The sequence below is a fragment of the Micromonospora foliorum genome (genome assembly GCF_022229015.1).
In the GTDB taxonomy this organism is placed as follows: domain Bacteria; phylum Actinomycetota; class Actinomycetes; order Mycobacteriales; family Micromonosporaceae; genus Micromonospora; species Micromonospora foliorum.
In genome coordinates, this window is record NZ_JAKKFF010000141.1 from 1 (window position 1) to 16,412 (window position 16,412).

General features: G+C 69.1%; 18 protein-coding genes. 3 read left to right on the plus strand and 15 right to left on the minus strand.

Translation table 11 applies throughout. The annotated features are described in order from the left end of the window. Positions 1–1,529: methylmalonyl-CoA mutase family protein (locus tag PSH25_RS12505; RefSeq protein WP_238659259.1), on the minus strand; the 1,529-nt coding region annotated here is incomplete at its 3' end. Positions 1,530–1,680: 151 nt separating this feature from the next. On the opposite strand from PSH25_RS12505, the gene PSH25_RS12510 reads away from it, so the two are divergent. Beyond that, on the plus strand, positions 1,681–2,532 hold the full coding sequence (locus PSH25_RS12510) for an ABC transporter ATP-binding protein (RefSeq protein ID WP_238659260.1): 852 nt from the start codon (positions 1,681–1,683) through the stop codon (positions 2,530–2,532). After that, entirely contained in the window at positions 2,529–3,374 is an 846-nt protein-coding gene (locus tag PSH25_RS12515) for an ABC transporter permease (RefSeq protein ID WP_238659261.1), read from the plus strand. The genes PSH25_RS12510 and PSH25_RS12515 overlap by 4 nt, the downstream gene beginning before the upstream one ends. 40 nt (positions 3,375–3,414) lie before the next feature. On the opposite strand, the gene PSH25_RS12520 is transcribed toward PSH25_RS12515, so the two are convergent. Both PSH25_RS12520 and murA read right to left on the minus strand, forming a co-directional pair. After that, a complete protein-coding gene (locus PSH25_RS12520) occupies positions 3,415–4,263 on the minus strand; it encodes a 3-hydroxyacyl-CoA dehydrogenase family protein (protein ID WP_238659262.1) in 849 nt (282 codons plus the stop codon). 99 nt (positions 4,264–4,362) lie between these two features. Further along, positions 4,363–5,805 carry a UDP-N-acetylglucosamine 1-carboxyvinyltransferase gene (gene murA / locus PSH25_RS12525; protein WP_238659263.1) on the minus strand — a complete coding sequence of 481 codons (1,443 nt, stop codon included), beginning with the start codon at positions 5,803–5,805 and terminating at the stop codon, positions 4,363–4,365. Between murA and PSH25_RS12530 the strand changes: the two genes are divergently transcribed. Next, a complete protein-coding gene (locus tag PSH25_RS12530; protein ID WP_238659264.1) occupies positions 5,804–6,376 on the plus strand; it encodes a cob(I)yrinic acid a,c-diamide adenosyltransferase in 573 nt (190 codons plus the stop codon). The genes murA and PSH25_RS12530 overlap by 2 nt on opposite strands. A gap of 388 nt (positions 6,377–6,764) precedes the next feature. On the opposite strand, the gene PSH25_RS12535 is transcribed toward PSH25_RS12530, so the two are convergent. From PSH25_RS12535 to PSH25_RS12590, 12 genes are all read right to left on the minus strand, one after another. After that, positions 6,765–7,220, minus strand: coding sequence for a DUF2550 domain-containing protein (locus PSH25_RS12535; protein ID WP_124857610.1), 456 nt, complete (start codon positions 7,218–7,220; stop codon positions 6,765–6,767). A gap of 12 nt (positions 7,221–7,232) precedes the next feature. Then, on the minus strand, positions 7,233–7,514 hold the full coding sequence (locus PSH25_RS12540) for a F0F1 ATP synthase subunit epsilon (RefSeq protein ID WP_030333186.1): 282 nt from the start codon (positions 7,512–7,514) through the stop codon (positions 7,233–7,235). A gap of 103 nt (positions 7,515–7,617) precedes the next feature. Then, complete coding sequence (locus tag PSH25_RS12545; RefSeq protein WP_238659265.1) at positions 7,618–8,760, minus strand: LCP family protein; 1,143 nt, start codon at positions 8,758–8,760, stop codon at positions 7,618–7,620. A gap of 224 nt (positions 8,761–8,984) precedes the next feature. After that, positions 8,985–10,421, minus strand: a complete 1,437-nt coding sequence (atpD, locus tag PSH25_RS12550; protein WP_238659266.1) for a F0F1 ATP synthase subunit beta — start codon at positions 10,419–10,421, stop codon at positions 8,985–8,987. Then, complete coding sequence (locus tag PSH25_RS12555) at positions 10,421–11,350, minus strand: F0F1 ATP synthase subunit gamma (RefSeq protein WP_238659267.1); 930 nt, start codon at positions 11,348–11,350, stop codon at positions 10,421–10,423. The genes atpD and PSH25_RS12555 overlap by 1 nt, the downstream gene beginning before the upstream one ends. A 4-nt stretch (positions 11,351–11,354) precedes the next feature. After that, the gene (atpA, locus tag PSH25_RS12560; protein ID WP_238659268.1) at positions 11,355–13,007 is read right to left on the minus strand and encodes a F0F1 ATP synthase subunit alpha; all 1,653 of its coding nucleotides are present in this window, start codon (positions 13,005–13,007) and stop codon (positions 11,355–11,357) included. Between the two features lie 140 nt (positions 13,008–13,147). Next, entirely contained in the window at positions 13,148–13,969 is an 822-nt protein-coding gene (locus PSH25_RS12565) for a F0F1 ATP synthase subunit delta (RefSeq protein WP_238659269.1), read from the minus strand. Then, entirely contained in the window at positions 13,969–14,508 is a 540-nt protein-coding gene (locus PSH25_RS12570) for a F0F1 ATP synthase subunit B (protein ID WP_238659270.1), read from the minus strand. The genes PSH25_RS12565 and PSH25_RS12570 overlap by 1 nt, the downstream gene beginning before the upstream one ends. Positions 14,509–14,533: 25 nt before the next feature. Continuing rightward, on the minus strand, positions 14,534–14,776 hold the full coding sequence (locus tag PSH25_RS12575; RefSeq protein WP_130404096.1) for an ATP synthase subunit C-like protein: 243 nt from the start codon (positions 14,774–14,776) through the stop codon (positions 14,534–14,536). A 67-nt stretch (positions 14,777–14,843) separates the two neighbouring features. Next, complete coding sequence (gene atpB / locus PSH25_RS12580; RefSeq protein WP_238659271.1) at positions 14,844–15,641, minus strand: F0F1 ATP synthase subunit A; 798 nt, start codon at positions 15,639–15,641, stop codon at positions 14,844–14,846. Positions 15,642–15,652: 11 nt separating this feature from the next. Next, positions 15,653–15,889: an AtpZ/AtpI family protein gene (locus PSH25_RS12585; protein WP_030488045.1), complete on the minus strand. Its 237-nt coding sequence runs from the start codon at positions 15,887–15,889 to the stop codon at positions 15,653–15,655. 181 nt (positions 15,890–16,070) lie between these two features. Further along, the coding region (locus tag PSH25_RS12590) for a hypothetical protein (RefSeq protein ID WP_238659272.1) at positions 16,071–16,412 on the minus strand (342 nt) is incomplete at its 5' end.

Sequence of the window (16,412 nt, forward strand, 5' to 3'; positions counted from 1 at the left end):
CCGGTGGCGCCGGCGAGGCCGGTCCGCGCCCGGTACTCGCCGAAGACCTGGCGCAGCGCGCCGGCCCACTCGCCGGTGGTCACACCGGCCCGCACGCACTCCAGGGTCGCCGGCATCAGGTTGGTGGTCGTCGCGGCGTCCGCGCGGAGCCGGGCCAACGCCGCGTCGACGACGGCCGCGTCCCGGTCGGCCCGCCACCGGCGTACGCCCTCCGTGGCGGCCGCCTCGACGGCGGGATCGACCTGCTCGACGGCGCCCGCACCGGCGGCGGTCAGCGGGGAGGACTCGGTCTCGGTGTACCGGTTGACCCCGACCACCACGTCCGCGCCGGACTCCATCCGCCGGCGGCGTTCGGCCAGCGACGCGACAAGCGCGCTCTTGAGGTAGCCGGTCTCCACGGCGGCGACGACACCGCCCAGCTCCAGCACCTTGTCCAGCTCGACCCGCGCCCCGGTGACGACCTCGTCGACAAGCGCGGTCATCACGTGCGAGCCGGCGAAGAGGTCAGGATATTCGAGCAGATCCGACTCGTACGCCAGGACCTGTTGCATCCGCAGCGACCACTGCTGGTCCCACGGGCGGGGCAGGCCGAGCGCCTCGTTCCAGGCGGGCAGCTGGACCGCGCGGGCGCGGGCGTCGCGGGACATCGTCACGCCGAGCATCTCCAGCACGATGCGCTGGATGTTGTTCTCCGGCTGCGCCTCGGTGAGGCCGAGCGAGTTGACCTGCACGCCGTAGCGGAACCGTCGTTGCCTCGCGTCGGTCACCCCGTACCGGTCCCGGGTGATCTCGTCCCAGAGCACGCCGAACGCGCGCATCTTGGCGATCTCCTCGACGAAGCGCACCCCGGCGTTGACGAAGAACGAGATGCGCTGGACCACGTCGCCCATCCGCTCGGCCGGCACCTGACCGGAGTCACGGACCGCGTCGAGCACGGCGACCGCGGTGGCCAGCGCGAAGCCGACCTCCTGCACGGGCGTGGCGCCGGCCTCCTGCAGGTGGTACGAGCAGATGTTGACCGGGTTCCACCGGGGCATCTCGCGCAGCGTGTACGCCACCACGTCGGCGGTCAGCCGCAGCGACGCCGCCGGCGGAAAGATGTAGGTGCCCCGGGACAGGTACTCCTTGATGATGTCGTTCTGGGTGGTGCCGGCGCAGCGGGCCAGGTCGGCGCCCTGCTCCAGCCCGACGGTGCCGTACAGGGCGAGCAGCCACATCGCCGGGGCGTTGATGGTCATCGAGGTGTTCGTGTCGGCGAGCGGGAGACCGTCGAAGAGCGCCCGCATGTCGCCGAGGTGGGCCACCGGCACGCCGACCCGTCCGACCTCGCCGGCGGCGAGTTCGTGGTCCGGGTCGTACCCGGTCTGGGTGGGCAGGTCGAAGGCGACCGAGAGCCCGGTCTGCCCCTTCGCCAGGTTGCGGCGGAAGAGGGCGTTGGTCGCCGCGGCCGACGAGTGGCCGGCGTAGGTGCGCATCACCCACGGGCGGTCCCGCTCGGGCAGTCGCCCCGGGAATGCCGTCTCATCCATGGCCGGAGTCTAAGTTACCGTTCAGTAAAAGGAGCTGTGGAAAACCACACAGGTCCATGTCGGGGACGTCCGGGTGTCAAGCGCCCGCAGTGGCGCGGACCGCCACACCCCGGGCACCGCCCGGCCCAGGCCAGGACGCACACTGGACGGCATGGATGACGAGCTGGCCATCTCCGTCCGAGGGCTGCGTAAGGCGTACGGCGACAACGTGGCGGTGGCGGGCGTGGATCTCGACGTCCACCGTGGCGAGGTGTTCGCGTTGCTCGGCCCGAACGGCGCCGGCAAGACCACCACGGTGGAGATCCTGGAGGGTTACCGCCGCCGCGACGCCGGCGAGGTCAGGGTCCTCGGCGTGGACCCGGCCCAGCCGGATTCGCACTGGCGCTCGCGGGTCGGCATCGTGCTCCAGGGCACCGGCGAGTTCGACGAGCTGACCGTGGCCGAGGTGGTCCGGCACTTCTCCGGCTTCTACCCCGAGGCGGACGACCCGGCCAAGGTGATCGAGCGGGTCGGGCTGGCCGACAAGGCGAAGGCCCGTACGCACACCCTCTCCGGTGGGCAGCGGCGCCGCCTGGACGTGGCCCTGGGCATCATCGGCCGCCCCGAGCTGCTCTTCCTCGACGAGCCGACCACCGGCTTCGACCCGGAGGCCCGCCGCGAGTTCTGGGAGCTGATCCGCGACCTCGCCGCGGCCGGCACCACAATCGTGCTCACCACCCACTACCTGGACGAGGCCGAGGCCCTCGCCGACCGGGTCGGCGTGATCGCCGGCGGTCGGCTGGTCGAGGTCGCCGCTCCCAACCGGCTGGGCAATCGGCAGGAGGCCCTCGCGACGGTCTCCTGGCGTACCCCGGAAGGGACGTTGCAGAGCGCGCAGAGCGCGACGCCGACGGCCTTCGTGGCCGACCTCGCGGCGCGCTACGGCGGCGAGGTCCCCGGGCTCACGGTGACCCGGCCGACCCTGGAGGACGTCTACCTCACCATGATCGGACACGCGCGATGACGACCACGACGAAGCCGGCGACGCCGGTCGCCGCGACCCCCAGCCGACGGCCGGGTGCCGGCGCGCTCGCCCTGCGCCAGGGCCGGCTGGAGATCACCCAGTTCCTGCGCAGCCGGGAGTCGGTGGTCTTCACGATGGGCTTCCCCATCATCATGATCCTGATCTTCGCGTCGATCTTCGACGGCACGATCGGTGGCGGGGTCAAGTTCACCCAGTACTTCATCACCGGCATGATCGCGACCGGCCTGATGACGGTGAGCTTCCAGAACCTCGGCATCTGGATCCCCATCGAGCGGGACCGGGGAGTGCTGAAGCGCTACCGGGGCACGCCGATGCCGAAGTGGGTCTGGTTCGCCGGAAAAGTGATCATGGTGGTGGCGATCGGCATCGCCGAGACGGCCCTGCTTCTGGCCGTCGCGGTGGCGCTGTTCGACCTCGACCTGCCGGGCACCGCCGAGAAGTGGTTCACCTTCGGCTGGGTCGCCGTGCTCGGGGTGACCGCCTGCACCCTGTGCGGCATCGCGATCTCGTCGCTGGCCCGCACCGCCCGCAGCGGCTCGGCGGTGGTCACCCCGGTCGCCCTGGTGCTCCAGTTCATCTCCGGGGTGTTCTTCGTCTTCACCGACCTGCCCACCTGGATGCAGCAGGTGGCGGCGCTGTTCCCGCTCAAGTGGATGTGCCAGGGGCTGCGGTCGGTGTTCCTGCCGGAGAGCTTCGGCGCCCAGGAGCCGGGCGGCTCGTTCGAGCTGGGCCGGGTGGCGGTGGTGCTGGCCCTGTGGTGCGTGATCGGCGTGGTGCTCTGCCTGACCACCTTCCGCTGGACCACCAAGCGCGACGGCTGAGCGGTCGGCCGGGGCGGGCGTCCGCCCCGGCCGCCACAACTCAGTACGTGTAGAAGCCCTTGCCGGTCTTGCGGCCCAGGTCGCCGGCGGTGACCATCCGCTGGAGCAGCTCCGGCGGGAAGAACTTCTCGTCGGCGGTGTCGGTGTAGATGTTCTTCGAGGCGTGCAACAGCACGTCCACCCCGGTCAGGTCGGTGGTGGCCAGGGGGCCCATCGCGTGCCCGAAGCCCAGCCGGCAGGCGGTGTCCAGGTCCTCCGCGGACACCACCCCGGACTCGACCAGCTTGACCGCCTCCATCACCAGGGCGGAGATCAGCCGGGTCGTGACGAAGCCGGCGATGTCCCGGTTGACCACGACGACCGTCTTGCCGATCTCCTCGGCGAAGGCCCGCGCGGTGTCCAGCGTGGCGTCGCTGGTCTTGTAACCGCGCACCAGCTCGCAGAGCTGCATCATCGGCACCGGGGAGAAGAAGTGGGTGCCGACGACCGCCTCGGGCCGCTCGGTCACCGCGGCGATCTGGGTGACCGGGATGGCCGAGGTGTTGGTGGCGAGCACCGCGTCCGACTTGCAGATCTTGTCCAGGGCGCGGAACACCTCGTGCTTGATCTCCAGCCGCTCGAAGACCGCCTCGACCACGATGTCCGCGTCCGCCGCCGCCTCCAGGTCGGTGGTCGGGGTGATCCGGCCCAGCGTCGCCTCGACCTCGGACGCCTCGATCTTGCCCTTCTCGGCGAACTTCTCCAGTGACTTCCGAATGCCGCCCAGACCCCGGGTGGTGGCCGCGTCGTCCAGGTCGCGCAGCGTCACCTGCCAGCCCGCCTGCGCCGCCACCTGGGCGATGCCGGAACCCATCAACCCGGCCCCGACGACCGCGAGTCGACCCGCCATCTGCTTCTCCCTCGCTGCGATTGAGTGCCTGCCTGCACCCTAGTCGGCGAGCCTGAACGATGGCTAAGTGGCGGTCGGGCCGGATCGCGGCGGGCGGCCTCAGATCTCCAGTGCCGGCTCCTCGGGAGTGGTGCCCCGCTCGACCGCCACCCCGAGCGCCCGCAGGTCGGCCACGAAGTCCGGGTAGCCCCGGTCGACGTGGTGCACGTGCGAGACCTCGGTGACCCCCTCCGCGCAGAGCCCGGCGATGATCAACCCTGCTCCGGCCCGGATGTCGGTGGCCCGCACCGGGGCACCGGAGAGCCGGTCCCGTCCCCGGACCACCGCGTGATGCCCGTCGGTCTTGATGTCCGCGCCGAGCCGCATCATCTCGTTGGCGAACATGAACCGACCGTCGAAGATGTTCTCGGTGATCAGGGAGGCGCCGTCGCTGACGGCCGCCAGCCCGATCGCCATCGGCAGCAGGTCGGTGGCGAAGCCGGGGTACGGCAGCGTCACCACGTCCACCGCCCGGGGCCGCTCGTCCATCCGTACGCGGAAGCCGTCCCCCCGGGTCTCCACCAGCCCGCCGGCGGCCACCACCTTGTCCAGGGCGACCTCCAGGAAGGCCGGGTCCAGCCCGGTCACCGTCACGTCGCCCCGGGTCATCGCCGCGCCGAACGCCCAGGTGCCGGCGACGATCCGGTCCCCCACCGTGGCGTGACGCACCGGACGCAGACCGGGCACCCCGGTGATCCGCAACATGGACGTGCCCGCGCCGACGATGCGCGCGCCCATCTGGTTGAGCATCGTGCAGATGTCGACGATCTCCGGCTCCCGGGCCGCGTTGTCGATCATCGTGGTGCCCTGGGCCAGCACCGCCGCCATCACCAGGTTCTCCGTCGCCCCGACGCTGGGGAAGTCCAGCACGATGTCCGCGCCGCGTAGCCCGTGCGGGGCGGAGGCGATGACGAACCCGTGCTCACCGGAGATCTCCGCGCCCATCCGGGTCAGCCCGGAGATGTGCATGTCCAACCCCCGCGACCCGATCGCGTCGCCGCCGGGATGGGCCACCCGCACGTACCCCCGACGGGCCAGCAGTGGGCCGAGCACGCAGATCGACGCGCGCAACCGTCGGACCAGGTCGTAGTCGGCCTCCGCACCCGGCTGTTCGGGCACGTCGATCGTCACCGACCGGGACCGGGCCACGCCGCCCCGGGCGACCATCGGGTCGACCGGGTCGTCCGCGTCGAACTGGACGTCGCAGCCCAGCCGACGCAGCACCTCCCCCATGATCGCGATGTCGGTGATCCGGGGAACGTTGGTGATCACGCTGCGGCCCGGCGCGAGCAGCGCGGCGGCCATCAGCTTCAACGCCGAGTTCTTGGCACCGACCACGTGCACGGTGCCGGCCAGCCGGGCGTCACCGTGGACCCGGATGACGTCGACATCGTTGACCGCCGGATCGCCGGCGTCCCCGGGGCCCACCACCACCGGCCAGCCGGCGGTGCTGTCCGGCCGCGTCGGGATCGTCAGGTCGGGAATCCGTAGGCTGTGCGTCATGGCCGTCCACCTCACGCGCATCTACACCAAGGCCGGCGACGCCGGCATGACCAGGCTGAGCAACAACGAGCAGGTGCCGAAGACCGATCCACGGATCGCCGCGTACGCGGACGTCGACGAGTGCAACGCGGCGCTCGGCGTCGCGCTCGCGCTGGGGAACCTCGACGAGGAGCTTCGCGGCGTGCTGGGGTCGGTGCAGAACGACCTGTTCGACGTCGGCGCCGACCTGTCCACCCCGGTCGAGCCGGAGCCGAAGTACCCGCCGCTGCGGGTGACCGAGGAGTACGTCGAGCGCCTGGAGGGCTGGTGCGACGAGTACAACGCACGCCTGAGCAAGCTCGACTCCTTCATCCTCCCCGGCGGCACCGCAGGCGCGGCGCTGCTGCACGTGGCGCGGACCGTCGCCCGGCGTGCCGAACGGGCAGCGTGGGCGCTGGTCAGCCACGATCCGGAACGAACCAGCACGCTCCCGGCAAAGTATCTCAACCGGCTCTCCGATCTGCTCTTTATCCTGTCAAGAACGGCAAATCCGGCAGGAGATGTGCTATGGGTGCCGGGCGGCAAGCGCTGAACGTCGGCGCTCCGCACCACGTCGAGGTGTGGGTTCCCACTCTGCCCGCCACCACGCGTAGCCAAGGCTTGATCCACTGGGCGAGCTGGGATCAACGCCCGCACCAAGGACTCGCGACCCCATGATCCACTCGGGCTCCTGAAAACCGGGGCCTCCACACCAGCAGGACACCCCGACATCAAGGAAACCGAGTCGATCAACCCGCCCCAACGCCGAGGAGGCGGGACTCGGCTGAATCGGTAACGGCAGGTGAGAGAAACCGCGCCGGAACGGCGGACAGTGCCCGACGAAGGGTTTCCGGGGGAGCCCGCCCGGCGCAGGGATCAAGCCTGACCGCCCGGAGCCGGGCGGGCTCCCCCGGAAACCCAGCAAGAGCGACCAGGACGGCTCAGGCAGCCGGCCAGTCCTGGGAGGCCATACGCGGCGAGACCGCCCCCGGAGGGGCGGCCTCGAGCCAGGAGAGGAAACCGGTCACGGTCGATCGCGCCATGGCGATCTCCACCGGTGCGTGGTGACTGGTACAGCGGAGGATCACCCAGTCGGCCGGCATGGAGAACCGTTCCTGGCCTTCGGGCAACCGGCGGCGCTCCACGGCCAGCCCCTTACGGGAGAGCACCCGCTTGGGTCGGATCGCGAAGCTGAACATTCGGTACCAGCGCAGCTCGTCACCGGCGAACCGGCCGAAGCCGGGCGACCAGCCGCGGCCGTCGAGCATGGTGGAGACCCGGACGCTGAGCCGGATGATGCCACCGCTGCGGGTGACCAGAGCTCGCCGGACGAAGAGGATCAGAAGCGCGCCGAGGATGACGACGACGCCGATGCCGAATCCTTCGACGATCTCCATCCCCGGTGTGGCTCAGCGGCTCTGCGCGGAGACCGGGGTTGCGCTCTCGGCCAGCACGGTGACACCGTCGGCGCTTACCGAGAGGAAGCCGCCGGCCACCTCGTAGGCGACCTGCTCACCACCGGCGAGCTTGATGCGGACCTGGCCGGGCTCGGCGAGTTGGCCGAGCAGCGGCGCGTGCCCCGGCAGGACACCGAGCTCGCCCTCGGTCGTCCGGGCGACGACCATCTCGGCGTCACCGGACCAGACCTTCTCCTCGACGGCGACGAGCTCGACGTGAAGCTGCTGTGCCACGCTGTCTCCTTGCTGCGGCTACGGATTGCCGAAAGTCTAGCCTGACGACGCGGCCCGCCCAACGCGGGTGGGGACAACGGCGCCCTGACTACTTGCCCTTGTGCTACTTGCCCTTGTTGACGAATTCCGGGTGCTCGAGCAGGAACGGGTCGAGTTGCTCGTTGTGCAGGGCGTCGAAGAAGTCCGGAACGCCCTCCTGGAACTGCTCGCCGAGGTATCTCTTACCGTCGAAGACTCCACCACCCGGGAGCTTGATCATCTCGATGGTGTTCGGGCGGATGTCCTTCAGGGCGAGCCCGAAGTCGACCACGCTGTTACCCCGACCGTTGAAGATCAGTGACTGGCCGGCGGCGCGGAGCACCTTGTCCAGCTTGATCGGGTTGGACACCACGTCGGCGCTGAACGCCTGGCCGACCATGGCCTTGACGAACTGCTGCTGGTGGCGCTGCCGGCCGTAGTCGGAATCCGGGACGCCGTTCTTCGGGTAGCGCTGCCGGACGTAGTCCAACGCCTGCCACCCACTCAGGTGCCGGTTGCCCTTCTTGTAGAGCGCCTGCGGGCCGACGTAGCCCTCACCACGGGTGTTGCCCGGCCGCGGCTTGCCGTCCGGCTGCTTGTGCTCGGACTTCACGTCGCGCTCGATGTACATGTCGACACCACCCATGGCGTCGACGATCTTCTGGAAGCCGGTGAAGTTGATGATCGCGCCGGCGTCGAAGCGCTTGATGCCGGTCACCTTCTGCACGGTGGCGGCCAGCAGCTCGAAGCCCCGTGCCGCGTCGGGGTTGGCTCCCGGCACCTTGCTGCCGAACGACATGGCGGCGTTGATCTTGGTGGTCTCGCCCGGGAAGTCGGCCTTCTTGAACGCCGGGATCTGCACGTAGAGGTCACGTGGCAGCGAGAACAGGTAGGCCCGGTCCATCGAGGCCGGCACGTGCAGCACCATGATCGAGTCGGCCAGTGGCGCGGCCGTCGGCGTACGCGGGTCGATGCCGACGAGCAGGATGTTGAGCGGACCCTTGATGTCGCTCTTCTTCGCCTGGGCACCCGCCGCCTGGTCACCGAAGAGGTCGGCCTTGCCGACGGACCCCTCGTAGCGGGCCATGAGCACCTCGGTGCCGACCAGCACGGCGCCGCTGAGCACGGTCAGCACGGTGCCGAACACCGTGCAGATCCTGGCCCACCGCGGCACACCTCGCCAGATGGACGGCTTGCGGCCACTCTTGCCGGCCTTACCCACGAGCATCTCCGTTCGTTACGCCCACGACGAGGAAGACGGGCGCACGTCGTCGAAAGGTTGCAAAGATCAACGCTCGTTCAGGTGAGCGCGGAACGAACCGTAGCTCGGGAGCCGTGGGAGTGACGACCACGAGTAACGGACCGCGACGATGGTAAGGCGCGAACATGAACAAAAGACTGCCCCGGCATTGCCGGGGCAGTCTTTTTGCTACAGATCGGATGGGGGGCTGGTCAGCCCTTCATCAGCTCCTCAGCCTTGCGCTCCAGGTCCTCGAGACCGCCGCACATGAAGAACGCCTGCTCGGGGAAGTGATCGTACTCACCCTCGCTGATCTTCCGGAACGCCTCGATGGTCTCCTTGATCGGGACCGTCGAGCCGGGCACGCCGGTGAACTGCTCCGCCGCATAGGTGTTCTGCGAGAGGAAGCGCTCGATCCGCCGCGCGCGCTGCACGGTGATCTTGTCTTCCTCGGAGAGCTCCTCGATACCGAGGATGGCGATGATGTCCTGCAGGTCGCGGTAGCGCTGCAGGATCCGCTTCACCTCGGTGGCCACCTGGAAGTGCTCGTTGCCGACGAACTCCGGGGCGAGGATCCGGGACGAGGACGCCAGCGGGTCCACGGCCGGGTAGATGCCCTTGTCGGAGATCGACCGCTCCAGGTTGGTGGTCGCGTCCAGGTGGGCGAACGTGGTGGCCGGGGCGGGGTCGGTGTAGTCGTCCGCCGGCACGTAGATCGCCTGCATGGAGGTGATGGCCTGGCCCCGGACGGAGGTGATCCGCTCCTGGAGCTCGCCCATCTCGTCGGCCAGGGTCGGCTGGTAACCCACGGCGCTCGGCATACGGCCGAGCAGGGTGGACACCTCCGAACCGGCCTGCGTGAAGCGGAAGATGTTGTCGATGAAGAGCAGCACCTCCTGCTTCTTCACGTCCCGGAAGTACTCGGCCATGGTCAGCGCGGAGAGCGCCACCCGCAGCCGGGTGCCCGGCGGCTCGTCCATCTGGCCGTAGACCAGCGCGGTCTTGTCGATGACGCCGGACTCGGTCATCTCGGCGATGAGGTCGTTGCCCTCACGGGTGCGCTCACCCACGCCAGCGAACACCGAGGTACCACCGAAGTTACGGGCAACCCGGGTGATCATCTCCTGGATGAGCACCGTCTTGCCCACGCCCGCGCCGCCGAACAGGCCGATCTTGCCGCCCTTGACGTACGGGGCGAGCAGGTCGATGACCTTGATGCCGGTCTCCAGCATCTCGGTCTTCGGCTCCAGGTCCGCGAAGGCCGGGGCCTTGCGGTGGATACCCCAGTGGTCGTCCGGGGTCAGGGTCTCGCCCTCTTTGAGGTTGAGCACCTCGCCGATCGCGTTGAACACGTGGCCCTTGACCGCGTCGCCCACCGGCACCGTGATCGGCTCGCCGCGGTCGCGCACCTCGGCGCCACGGACCAGGCCGTCGGTCGGCTGCATCGAGATGGCACGGACCAGGTTGTCACCCAGGTGCTGGGCGACCTCCAGGGTCAGCGTCTTCTCACCGCCGGACAGGTTCACCTTCACGTTCAGGGCGTTGAACAGGGGCGGCATGGCGTCGCGCGGGAACTCGGCGTCGACGACCGGGCCGATGACCCGGACCACGCGACCCGTGGCCGTCTTGGTCTCTACTGGTGCAGTCATCACACTTCACTTCCCGACGCGGCCAGCGCGTTCGCGCCGCCGACGATCTCGCTGATCTCCTGGGTGATCCCGGCCTGGCGAGCCGAGTTCATCTCGCGCGTGTACTTCTCGATCATCTCTTCGGCGTTGTCGGTGGCGCTCTTCATCGCCCGCCGACGCGACGCCGACTCACTCGCCGCCGATTCGATCAACGCCGCGTAGATCCGCGTGTTGATGTACCTCGGCAGGAGCGCGTCGAGCAGCGCCTCCGCCTCCGGCTCGAACTCGTACGCCGGCAGCAACCCCTCGGAGCGCGGCCGGTCCTCCACCTGCATCGGACCGATGACCTTGGTGACCGGGCTCTGCGTCATGAGCGAGTGGAACTCGGTGTAGACGATGTGCAACTCGTCGACGCCGAGCACCCCGTCCGCTCCGGCGCCGCCGTCGGCGTCGTCCGCACCGGCCGTGAACGCCTTGATCAGCGTCTCACCAACGGTACGGGCGTCCTCGAACGACGGCTGCTCGCTGAACCCGGTCCAGTTCGCCTCGATCGGCCGGTCGCGGAACCGGTAGAACCCGACGCCCTTACGCCCGATGACGTAGAGCACCGGCTCCTTGCCGTCCGCATTGAGCCGCGCGATCAGCGACTCCGCCATCCTGATCGCGTTGGAGCTGTAACCGCCGGCCAGGCCACGGTCGCTGGTGACCAACAGGACGCCGGCCCGCCGCACCCGCTCACGCGGGGTGAGCAGCGGGTGGTCGATCCGCGCGTTGGACGCCAGCGCCGTGAGCACACCGGTGATGGCCTGGGCGTACGGCAGGGACGCCTGCACCCGGGCCTGAGCCTTGGCGATCCGGCTCGTCGCCACGAGCTCCATCGCCTTGGTGATCTTCTTCATCGACTTCGCCGAGCGGATCCGTTGACGAAGAACGCGTACCTGGGCCGCCATGGGATCAGCTCTCGGCCGGGCGGTCGGTCGCGCCGTCGCGGAAGCGGGTCACCGTCTCGCGGTTCTCGTCGCCCTCAAGCGGCGCGGCCGGCGCGTCGTTGACCCGACGCTCCTCGTCCTTGTTGAGGAAGACCTGCTTGAACTCGGTGATCGCGCTGTCCAGCGAGCCGATGATGTCATCGTTCCACTGGTTGTCGGCGATGCCGGCCAGCACACCCTGGTGCTTGTGCCGCAGGTACTGGAGGAACTCGGACTCGAAGCGCCGCACCTCACCGACCGGAACGTCGTCCAGCTTGCCCTCGGTGCCGGCCCAGACCGAGACGACCTGCTCCTGCACCGGGAACGGCGAGTAGTTCGGCTGCTTGAGCAGCTCGACCAGACGCGAACCGCGGTCCAGCTGGGCGCGGGAGGCCCGGTCCAGGTCGGAGGCGAAGGCGGCGAACGCCTCCAGCTCGCGGTACTGGGCCAGGTTGAGCCGCAGCGAACCGGCGACCTTCTTCATCGGCTTCACCTGCGCGGCGCCACCGACCCGGGAGACCGAGGTACCGACGTTGATCGCCGGACGGACGCCCTGGTTGAACAGGTCGGTCTCCAGGAAGATCTGGCCGTCGGTGATCGAGATGACGTTGGTCGGGATGAAGGCCGAGATGTCGTTGGCCTTCGTCTCGATGATCGGCAGACCGGTCATCGAGCCGCCACCCAGTTCGTCGGAGAGCTTCGCGCAGCGCTCCAGCAGGCGGGAGTGCAGGTAGAAGACGTCACCCGGGTACGCCTCACGGCCCGGCGGGCGACGCAGCAGCAGCGACACGGCGCGGTACGCCTCGGCCTGCTTGCTCAGGTCGTCGAAGACGATCAGGACGTGCTTGCCGCCGTACATCCAGTGCTGCCCGATGGACGAGCCGGTGTACGGGGCGAGGTACTTGAAGCCAGCCGGGTCGGAGGCCGGCGAGGCGACGATGGTGGTGTATTCCATCGCGCCCGCGTCCTCGAGCTGCCCCTTGATGGAGGCGATCGTGGAGGCCTTCTGGCCGATGGCGACGTAGATGCAGCGAACCTGCTTCTTCGGGTCGCCGGTGCGCCAGTTGTCCCGCTGGTTGAGGATGGCGTCCAGAGCGACCGTGGTCTTACCGGTCTTCCGGTCACCGATGATCAGCTGCCGCTGACCCCGACCGATCGGGGTCATCGCGTCGATGGCCTTGATGCCGGTCTGCAGCGGCTCGTCGACGGACTGCCGGGACATCACGTTCGGAGCCTGCAGCTCCAGCTCGCGGAAGCCCTCGTTGGCGATGTCGCCGAGCGCGTCGATCGGATCGCCGAGCGCGTTGACCACGCGACCGAGGAAGGCGTCGCCGACCGGAACGGAGAGAACCCGCTCGGTGCGCTTGACGCGCTGCCCTTCCTCGAGCTTGGCGGAGTCACCGAGAACGACGACGCCGATCTCCCGGACGTCGAGGTTCAACGCCACGCCGAGCGTGCCGTCCTCGAACTCCAGGAGCTCGTTGGTCATGGTCGAAGGCAGGCCCTCGACGTGGGCGATACCGTCACCGGTGTCGGCGACGGTGCCGACCTCCTCGCGGGAGACGTCGGACGAGTAGGAAGAGACGTAGCGCTCCAGGGCGCCGCGGATCTCCTCCGTCGAGATGGTCAGCTCGGCCATCCTCTGCTTCCTTAAAATTCAGGGGCCCGGGATACCTAGTACCGACCGGTCCGAATGGCGTCTGTCAATCCGAGCGCTGAGCGACGGAGCCGCCCCAACGCTGGGCGGCGGAGCCGCTCAGCCGCTGGACGGCGAGCCGATCAGCGCTTCGCGAGCGCGTTGCGGGTCTCGTTGAGGCGGCGCAGGATGGTGCCGTCGTACAGGTCGGAGCCGACCCGCACGCTCACGCCACCCAGGACGTGGGGGTCCACCGTCTGCTTGACGGAGACCTCTCGACCGTATATCGCAGCGAGGCTCGCACCCAGCCGGCGCTCCTCCTCGTCACTCAACGGGGCCGCCACGGTGACGTACGCCACCTGACGGTCCCGCCGTTCGGCGGCGAGTTCCACGAGCCGGGTGAGCGATCCGCTGAAGGAACGCCCCCCGAAGCCGGACAGCGCCACCTCGATGAGGCGGACGGTGGCCAGGCGGGTCTTGCCGGCCAGCAGCTGGCCGACCAGGACCCCGCGCTGATCCACCGGTGCCGCGGAGTTGGACAGCACCGCCGAAAGCTCGGGCTCGTTGGCGACGACCTGCCCGAAACGGAACAGCTCGTCCTCGACCTCGCCCAGGTCACCGGCGGCCTCGGTGCTGGCCAGCACCGCTTCCACGCCGAGTCGCTCGACGGCGTCGAGCAGCTCCGACGGCGTCGACCAACGGCCGGACACCAGCGCGGCGAGCAGCTCGAGCGCACCGTCGCCAACCTTGCCGCGCAGCATCCCGCCGAGCAGGTCGGCGCGGTCCGCGCCGGACCGGGCCGGGTCCGAGAGCGCCCGGCGCAGCCGCGGCTCCCGTCGCAGCAGCCCGCCGACGGCGAGCAGGTCGTTCGCGGTGTGTGCCACCGCGACCGCGTCATTGCCGCGGACGTACGCGTCGAGATGCTCGGCCCCGACCTTGTACGACTCCCGGCTGGCGGCCTGCATCAGCGGGCCCCCGTGCTCTCGAGACCGCTCAGGAACCGGTCGACGGTGCCCTTACGCCGCGCCTCGTCGGCCAGCGACTCGCCAACGATCTTGCTGGCCAGGTCCACCGCGATCGTGCCGACCTCCGCGCGCAGCTCGCGCACGATGGTGGCCCGCTCGGCGGCGAGCGCGTCCTTGCCCGCCTGGATGACCCGGTCGGACTCTTCCCGCGCCTTGGCGAGGATGTCCTGCCGGATGCCCTCGGCGTCGGCCCGCGCGTCGTCACGGATCTTGGCGGCGTCGGTCCGGGCCTCAGCGAGCTGGGCACGGTACTGCTCGAGCAGCTGGTTCGCCTCGGCCTGGGCGGCCTCGGCGCGCTTGATGCCGCCCTCGATCGCGTCGACCCGAGCCTGGAACGTCTGCTCCATGCGCGGGAAGACGAACTTCATCAGCACGAAGCAGAGCACGGCGAAGGCGACCGAACCGACCACGATCTCCTGCCAGAGCGGGATGATCGGGTTGTGGGTCGACTCACCACCCTCAGCGGCGAGGAAAATCATGGTTACCTCCCGGTCAAAGGGTGGATCAGGCTGCGGAGCCGGCCCAGATGAAGCCGAAGGCGATGCCCAGCAGCGCGAGCGCCTCGATGACGGCGAAGCCGATCCAGACGTACGGCAGGGTCATGCGCGACGACTCCGGCTGGCGGGCGGTCGACTGGATGTAGGCAGCGAAGACCAGGCCAACGCCGATGCCCGGGCCGATGGCGGCGAGACCGTAGCCGATGGCAGCGGTGCTACCGGTGACCTCGGCGAGAACGCTAGCGTCCATTGGTGTGGTTCCTCCTGGTTATCACGCGTGACTCTCACGCGGGACGACAACGGATGGTGCGGGTGGATCAGTGCTCTTCGGCGAGCGCGCCCTGCACGTAGCTGGCGGTGAGGACGGTGAAGACGTAGGCCTGCAGGACGATCACCAGGAACTCCAGGAAGGTGAGCGCGATGGTCATCACCCAGGAGAGCACCGAGACCGGGGCCAGCCAGGCGTTGGCGCTCAGCATCGCGAAGCCGCCGAGCGTGAAGACCAGCAGGAGCATGTGACCGGCGAACATGTTCGCGAAGAGACGGACGGCCAGCGAGAACGGCCGGACGATGAAGGTCGAGAAGAGCTCGATCGGAATCAGCAGCGGCAGGATGTACCAGGGTGCCGGCGGGATCAGCGAGTTCTTGAAGTATTTGACGAAGCCGTGCTTCTTGATGCCGATGTAGTTGAACAGCACGTAGCTGATGATCGCGAGGATCGCCGGGAAGGCGATGTGCGAGTTCGGCGAGATCTGGAAGAACGGGATGATCGCGAACGCGTTCGTCAGCAGCACGAAGCAGAACAGCGTCGTGAAGTAGGGGGCGAACCGCACGCCCTGGTGCCCGATCATGTCGACCGCGATGTTGTTGCGCACGAAGCCGTAGATCGACTCGGCGAACCACTGCTTCTTGGTCGGCACCAGCTGCGGGTTCCGGTAGCTCGCCAGGAAGAAGATGATCAGGACGCCGACCGCGATCCAGACCATCGCCGTGATCTTGGTGACCCAGTAGGAGTCGTGCGCACCCCAGGGCAGGATGCTGGGCAGGTAGAAGTCCTCCACCGTGGGTGGGAATGCCGCCTGGCCCGCTGCCAGAACGTTCGCCTGTCCGAACACCGCGTCCCTTCCTAAGTAGGCGTGCCGAGCCGGCGGACGACGAGGATGATTCCCCCGGCCATACCGAGCACGACGCCGATCCCGGTGGCGACGCCGCCGGTGTCGAGCCACTGGTCAACCAGCCAGCCGATGAAACCCCACACGAGCATTCCTCCGATGAGGTAGCTGAGCGCGGTCCAACCCTGACCGGCGCCGGACGGAATATCGTCCGGTTCGCCGGCGGGACGGGGGGTTTGGTCACCAGCCATGACGGGGCGAACGATATCAGCCGGGAAGACGAGGCTGTGCCTCACCCCCCGCACAACCGTCGTTGTGTGGGCTTCTCGTGGGCGCCGTCGTCTGTGGGCACGCTACTCCCCTTCCGCCCGTCGGAAAATGACCGGAGGCCGACACATTTCGGCGCGTCCGAAGGGTGGGACGACCGCCAGGTCAGTTGTGCGCCCGGCGGGCGTGCACCGTGGTCAGCCACCAGATGTGCACCGCCGTCCACACTGCCACTCCGGCGACGATGCCGAGGCAGAGCGGGATCAACCCGGGCCAACCGGTCGACGCCACCGCCACCAGCACCACACCCAGCAGGCTGAACTTCAGCACGTACAGGCCCAGGCCGAGCGGCAGCAGCAACTGCGGGTTGATCTGGTCCGCCCGGGCCAGCACCACCGTGGTGAGGGTGTAGCTGAGCACCGTGACGCCCACACCGGCCGCCGCGCCGAGCGCGGCCGTCCCGCCGCCGGTCACCCCACCCACCACGGCGGCGACCGCGGCGAGCGC

Coding starts and splice junctions, on each gene's coding strand:
- murA (WP_238659263.1), bottom strand. CDS start 5,805: ATGACGCACAGCCTACGGATTCCCGACCTGACGATCCCGACGCGGCCG.
- PSH25_RS12585 (WP_030488045.1), bottom strand. CDS start 15,889: ATGGCTGGTGACCAAACCCCCCGTCCCGCCGGCGAACCGGACGATATT.
- atpD (WP_238659266.1), bottom strand. CDS start 10,421: ATGACTGCACCAGTAGAGACCAAGACGGCCACGGGTCGCGTGGTCCGG.
- PSH25_RS12570 (WP_238659270.1), bottom strand. CDS start 14,508: ATGATTTTCCTCGCCGCTGAGGGTGGTGAGTCGACCCACAACCCGATC.
- atpA (WP_238659268.1), bottom strand. CDS start 13,007: ATGGCCGAGCTGACCATCTCGACGGAGGAGATCCGCGGCGCCCTGGAG.
- PSH25_RS12565 (WP_238659269.1), bottom strand. CDS start 13,969: ATGCAGGCCGCCAGCCGGGAGTCGTACAAGGTCGGGGCCGAGCATCTC.
- PSH25_RS12530 (WP_238659264.1), top strand. CDS start 5,804: ATGGCCGTCCACCTCACGCGCATCTACACCAAGGCCGGCGACGCCGGC.
- PSH25_RS12575 (WP_130404096.1), bottom strand. CDS start 14,776: ATGGACGCTAGCGTTCTCGCCGAGGTCACCGGTAGCACCGCTGCCATC.
- PSH25_RS12515 (WP_238659261.1), top strand. CDS start 2,529: ATGACGACCACGACGAAGCCGGCGACGCCGGTCGCCGCGACCCCCAGC.
- PSH25_RS12510 (WP_238659260.1), top strand. CDS start 1,681: ATGGATGACGAGCTGGCCATCTCCGTCCGAGGGCTGCGTAAGGCGTAC.
- PSH25_RS12545 (WP_238659265.1), bottom strand. CDS start 8,760: ATGCTCGTGGGTAAGGCCGGCAAGAGTGGCCGCAAGCCGTCCATCTGG.
- PSH25_RS12555 (WP_238659267.1), bottom strand. CDS start 11,350: ATGGCGGCCCAGGTACGCGTTCTTCGTCAACGGATCCGCTCGGCGAAG.
- PSH25_RS12535 (WP_124857610.1), bottom strand. CDS start 7,220: ATGGAGATCGTCGAAGGATTCGGCATCGGCGTCGTCGTCATCCTCGGC.
- PSH25_RS12520 (WP_238659262.1), bottom strand. CDS start 4,263: ATGGCGGGTCGACTCGCGGTCGTCGGGGCCGGGTTGATGGGTTCCGGC.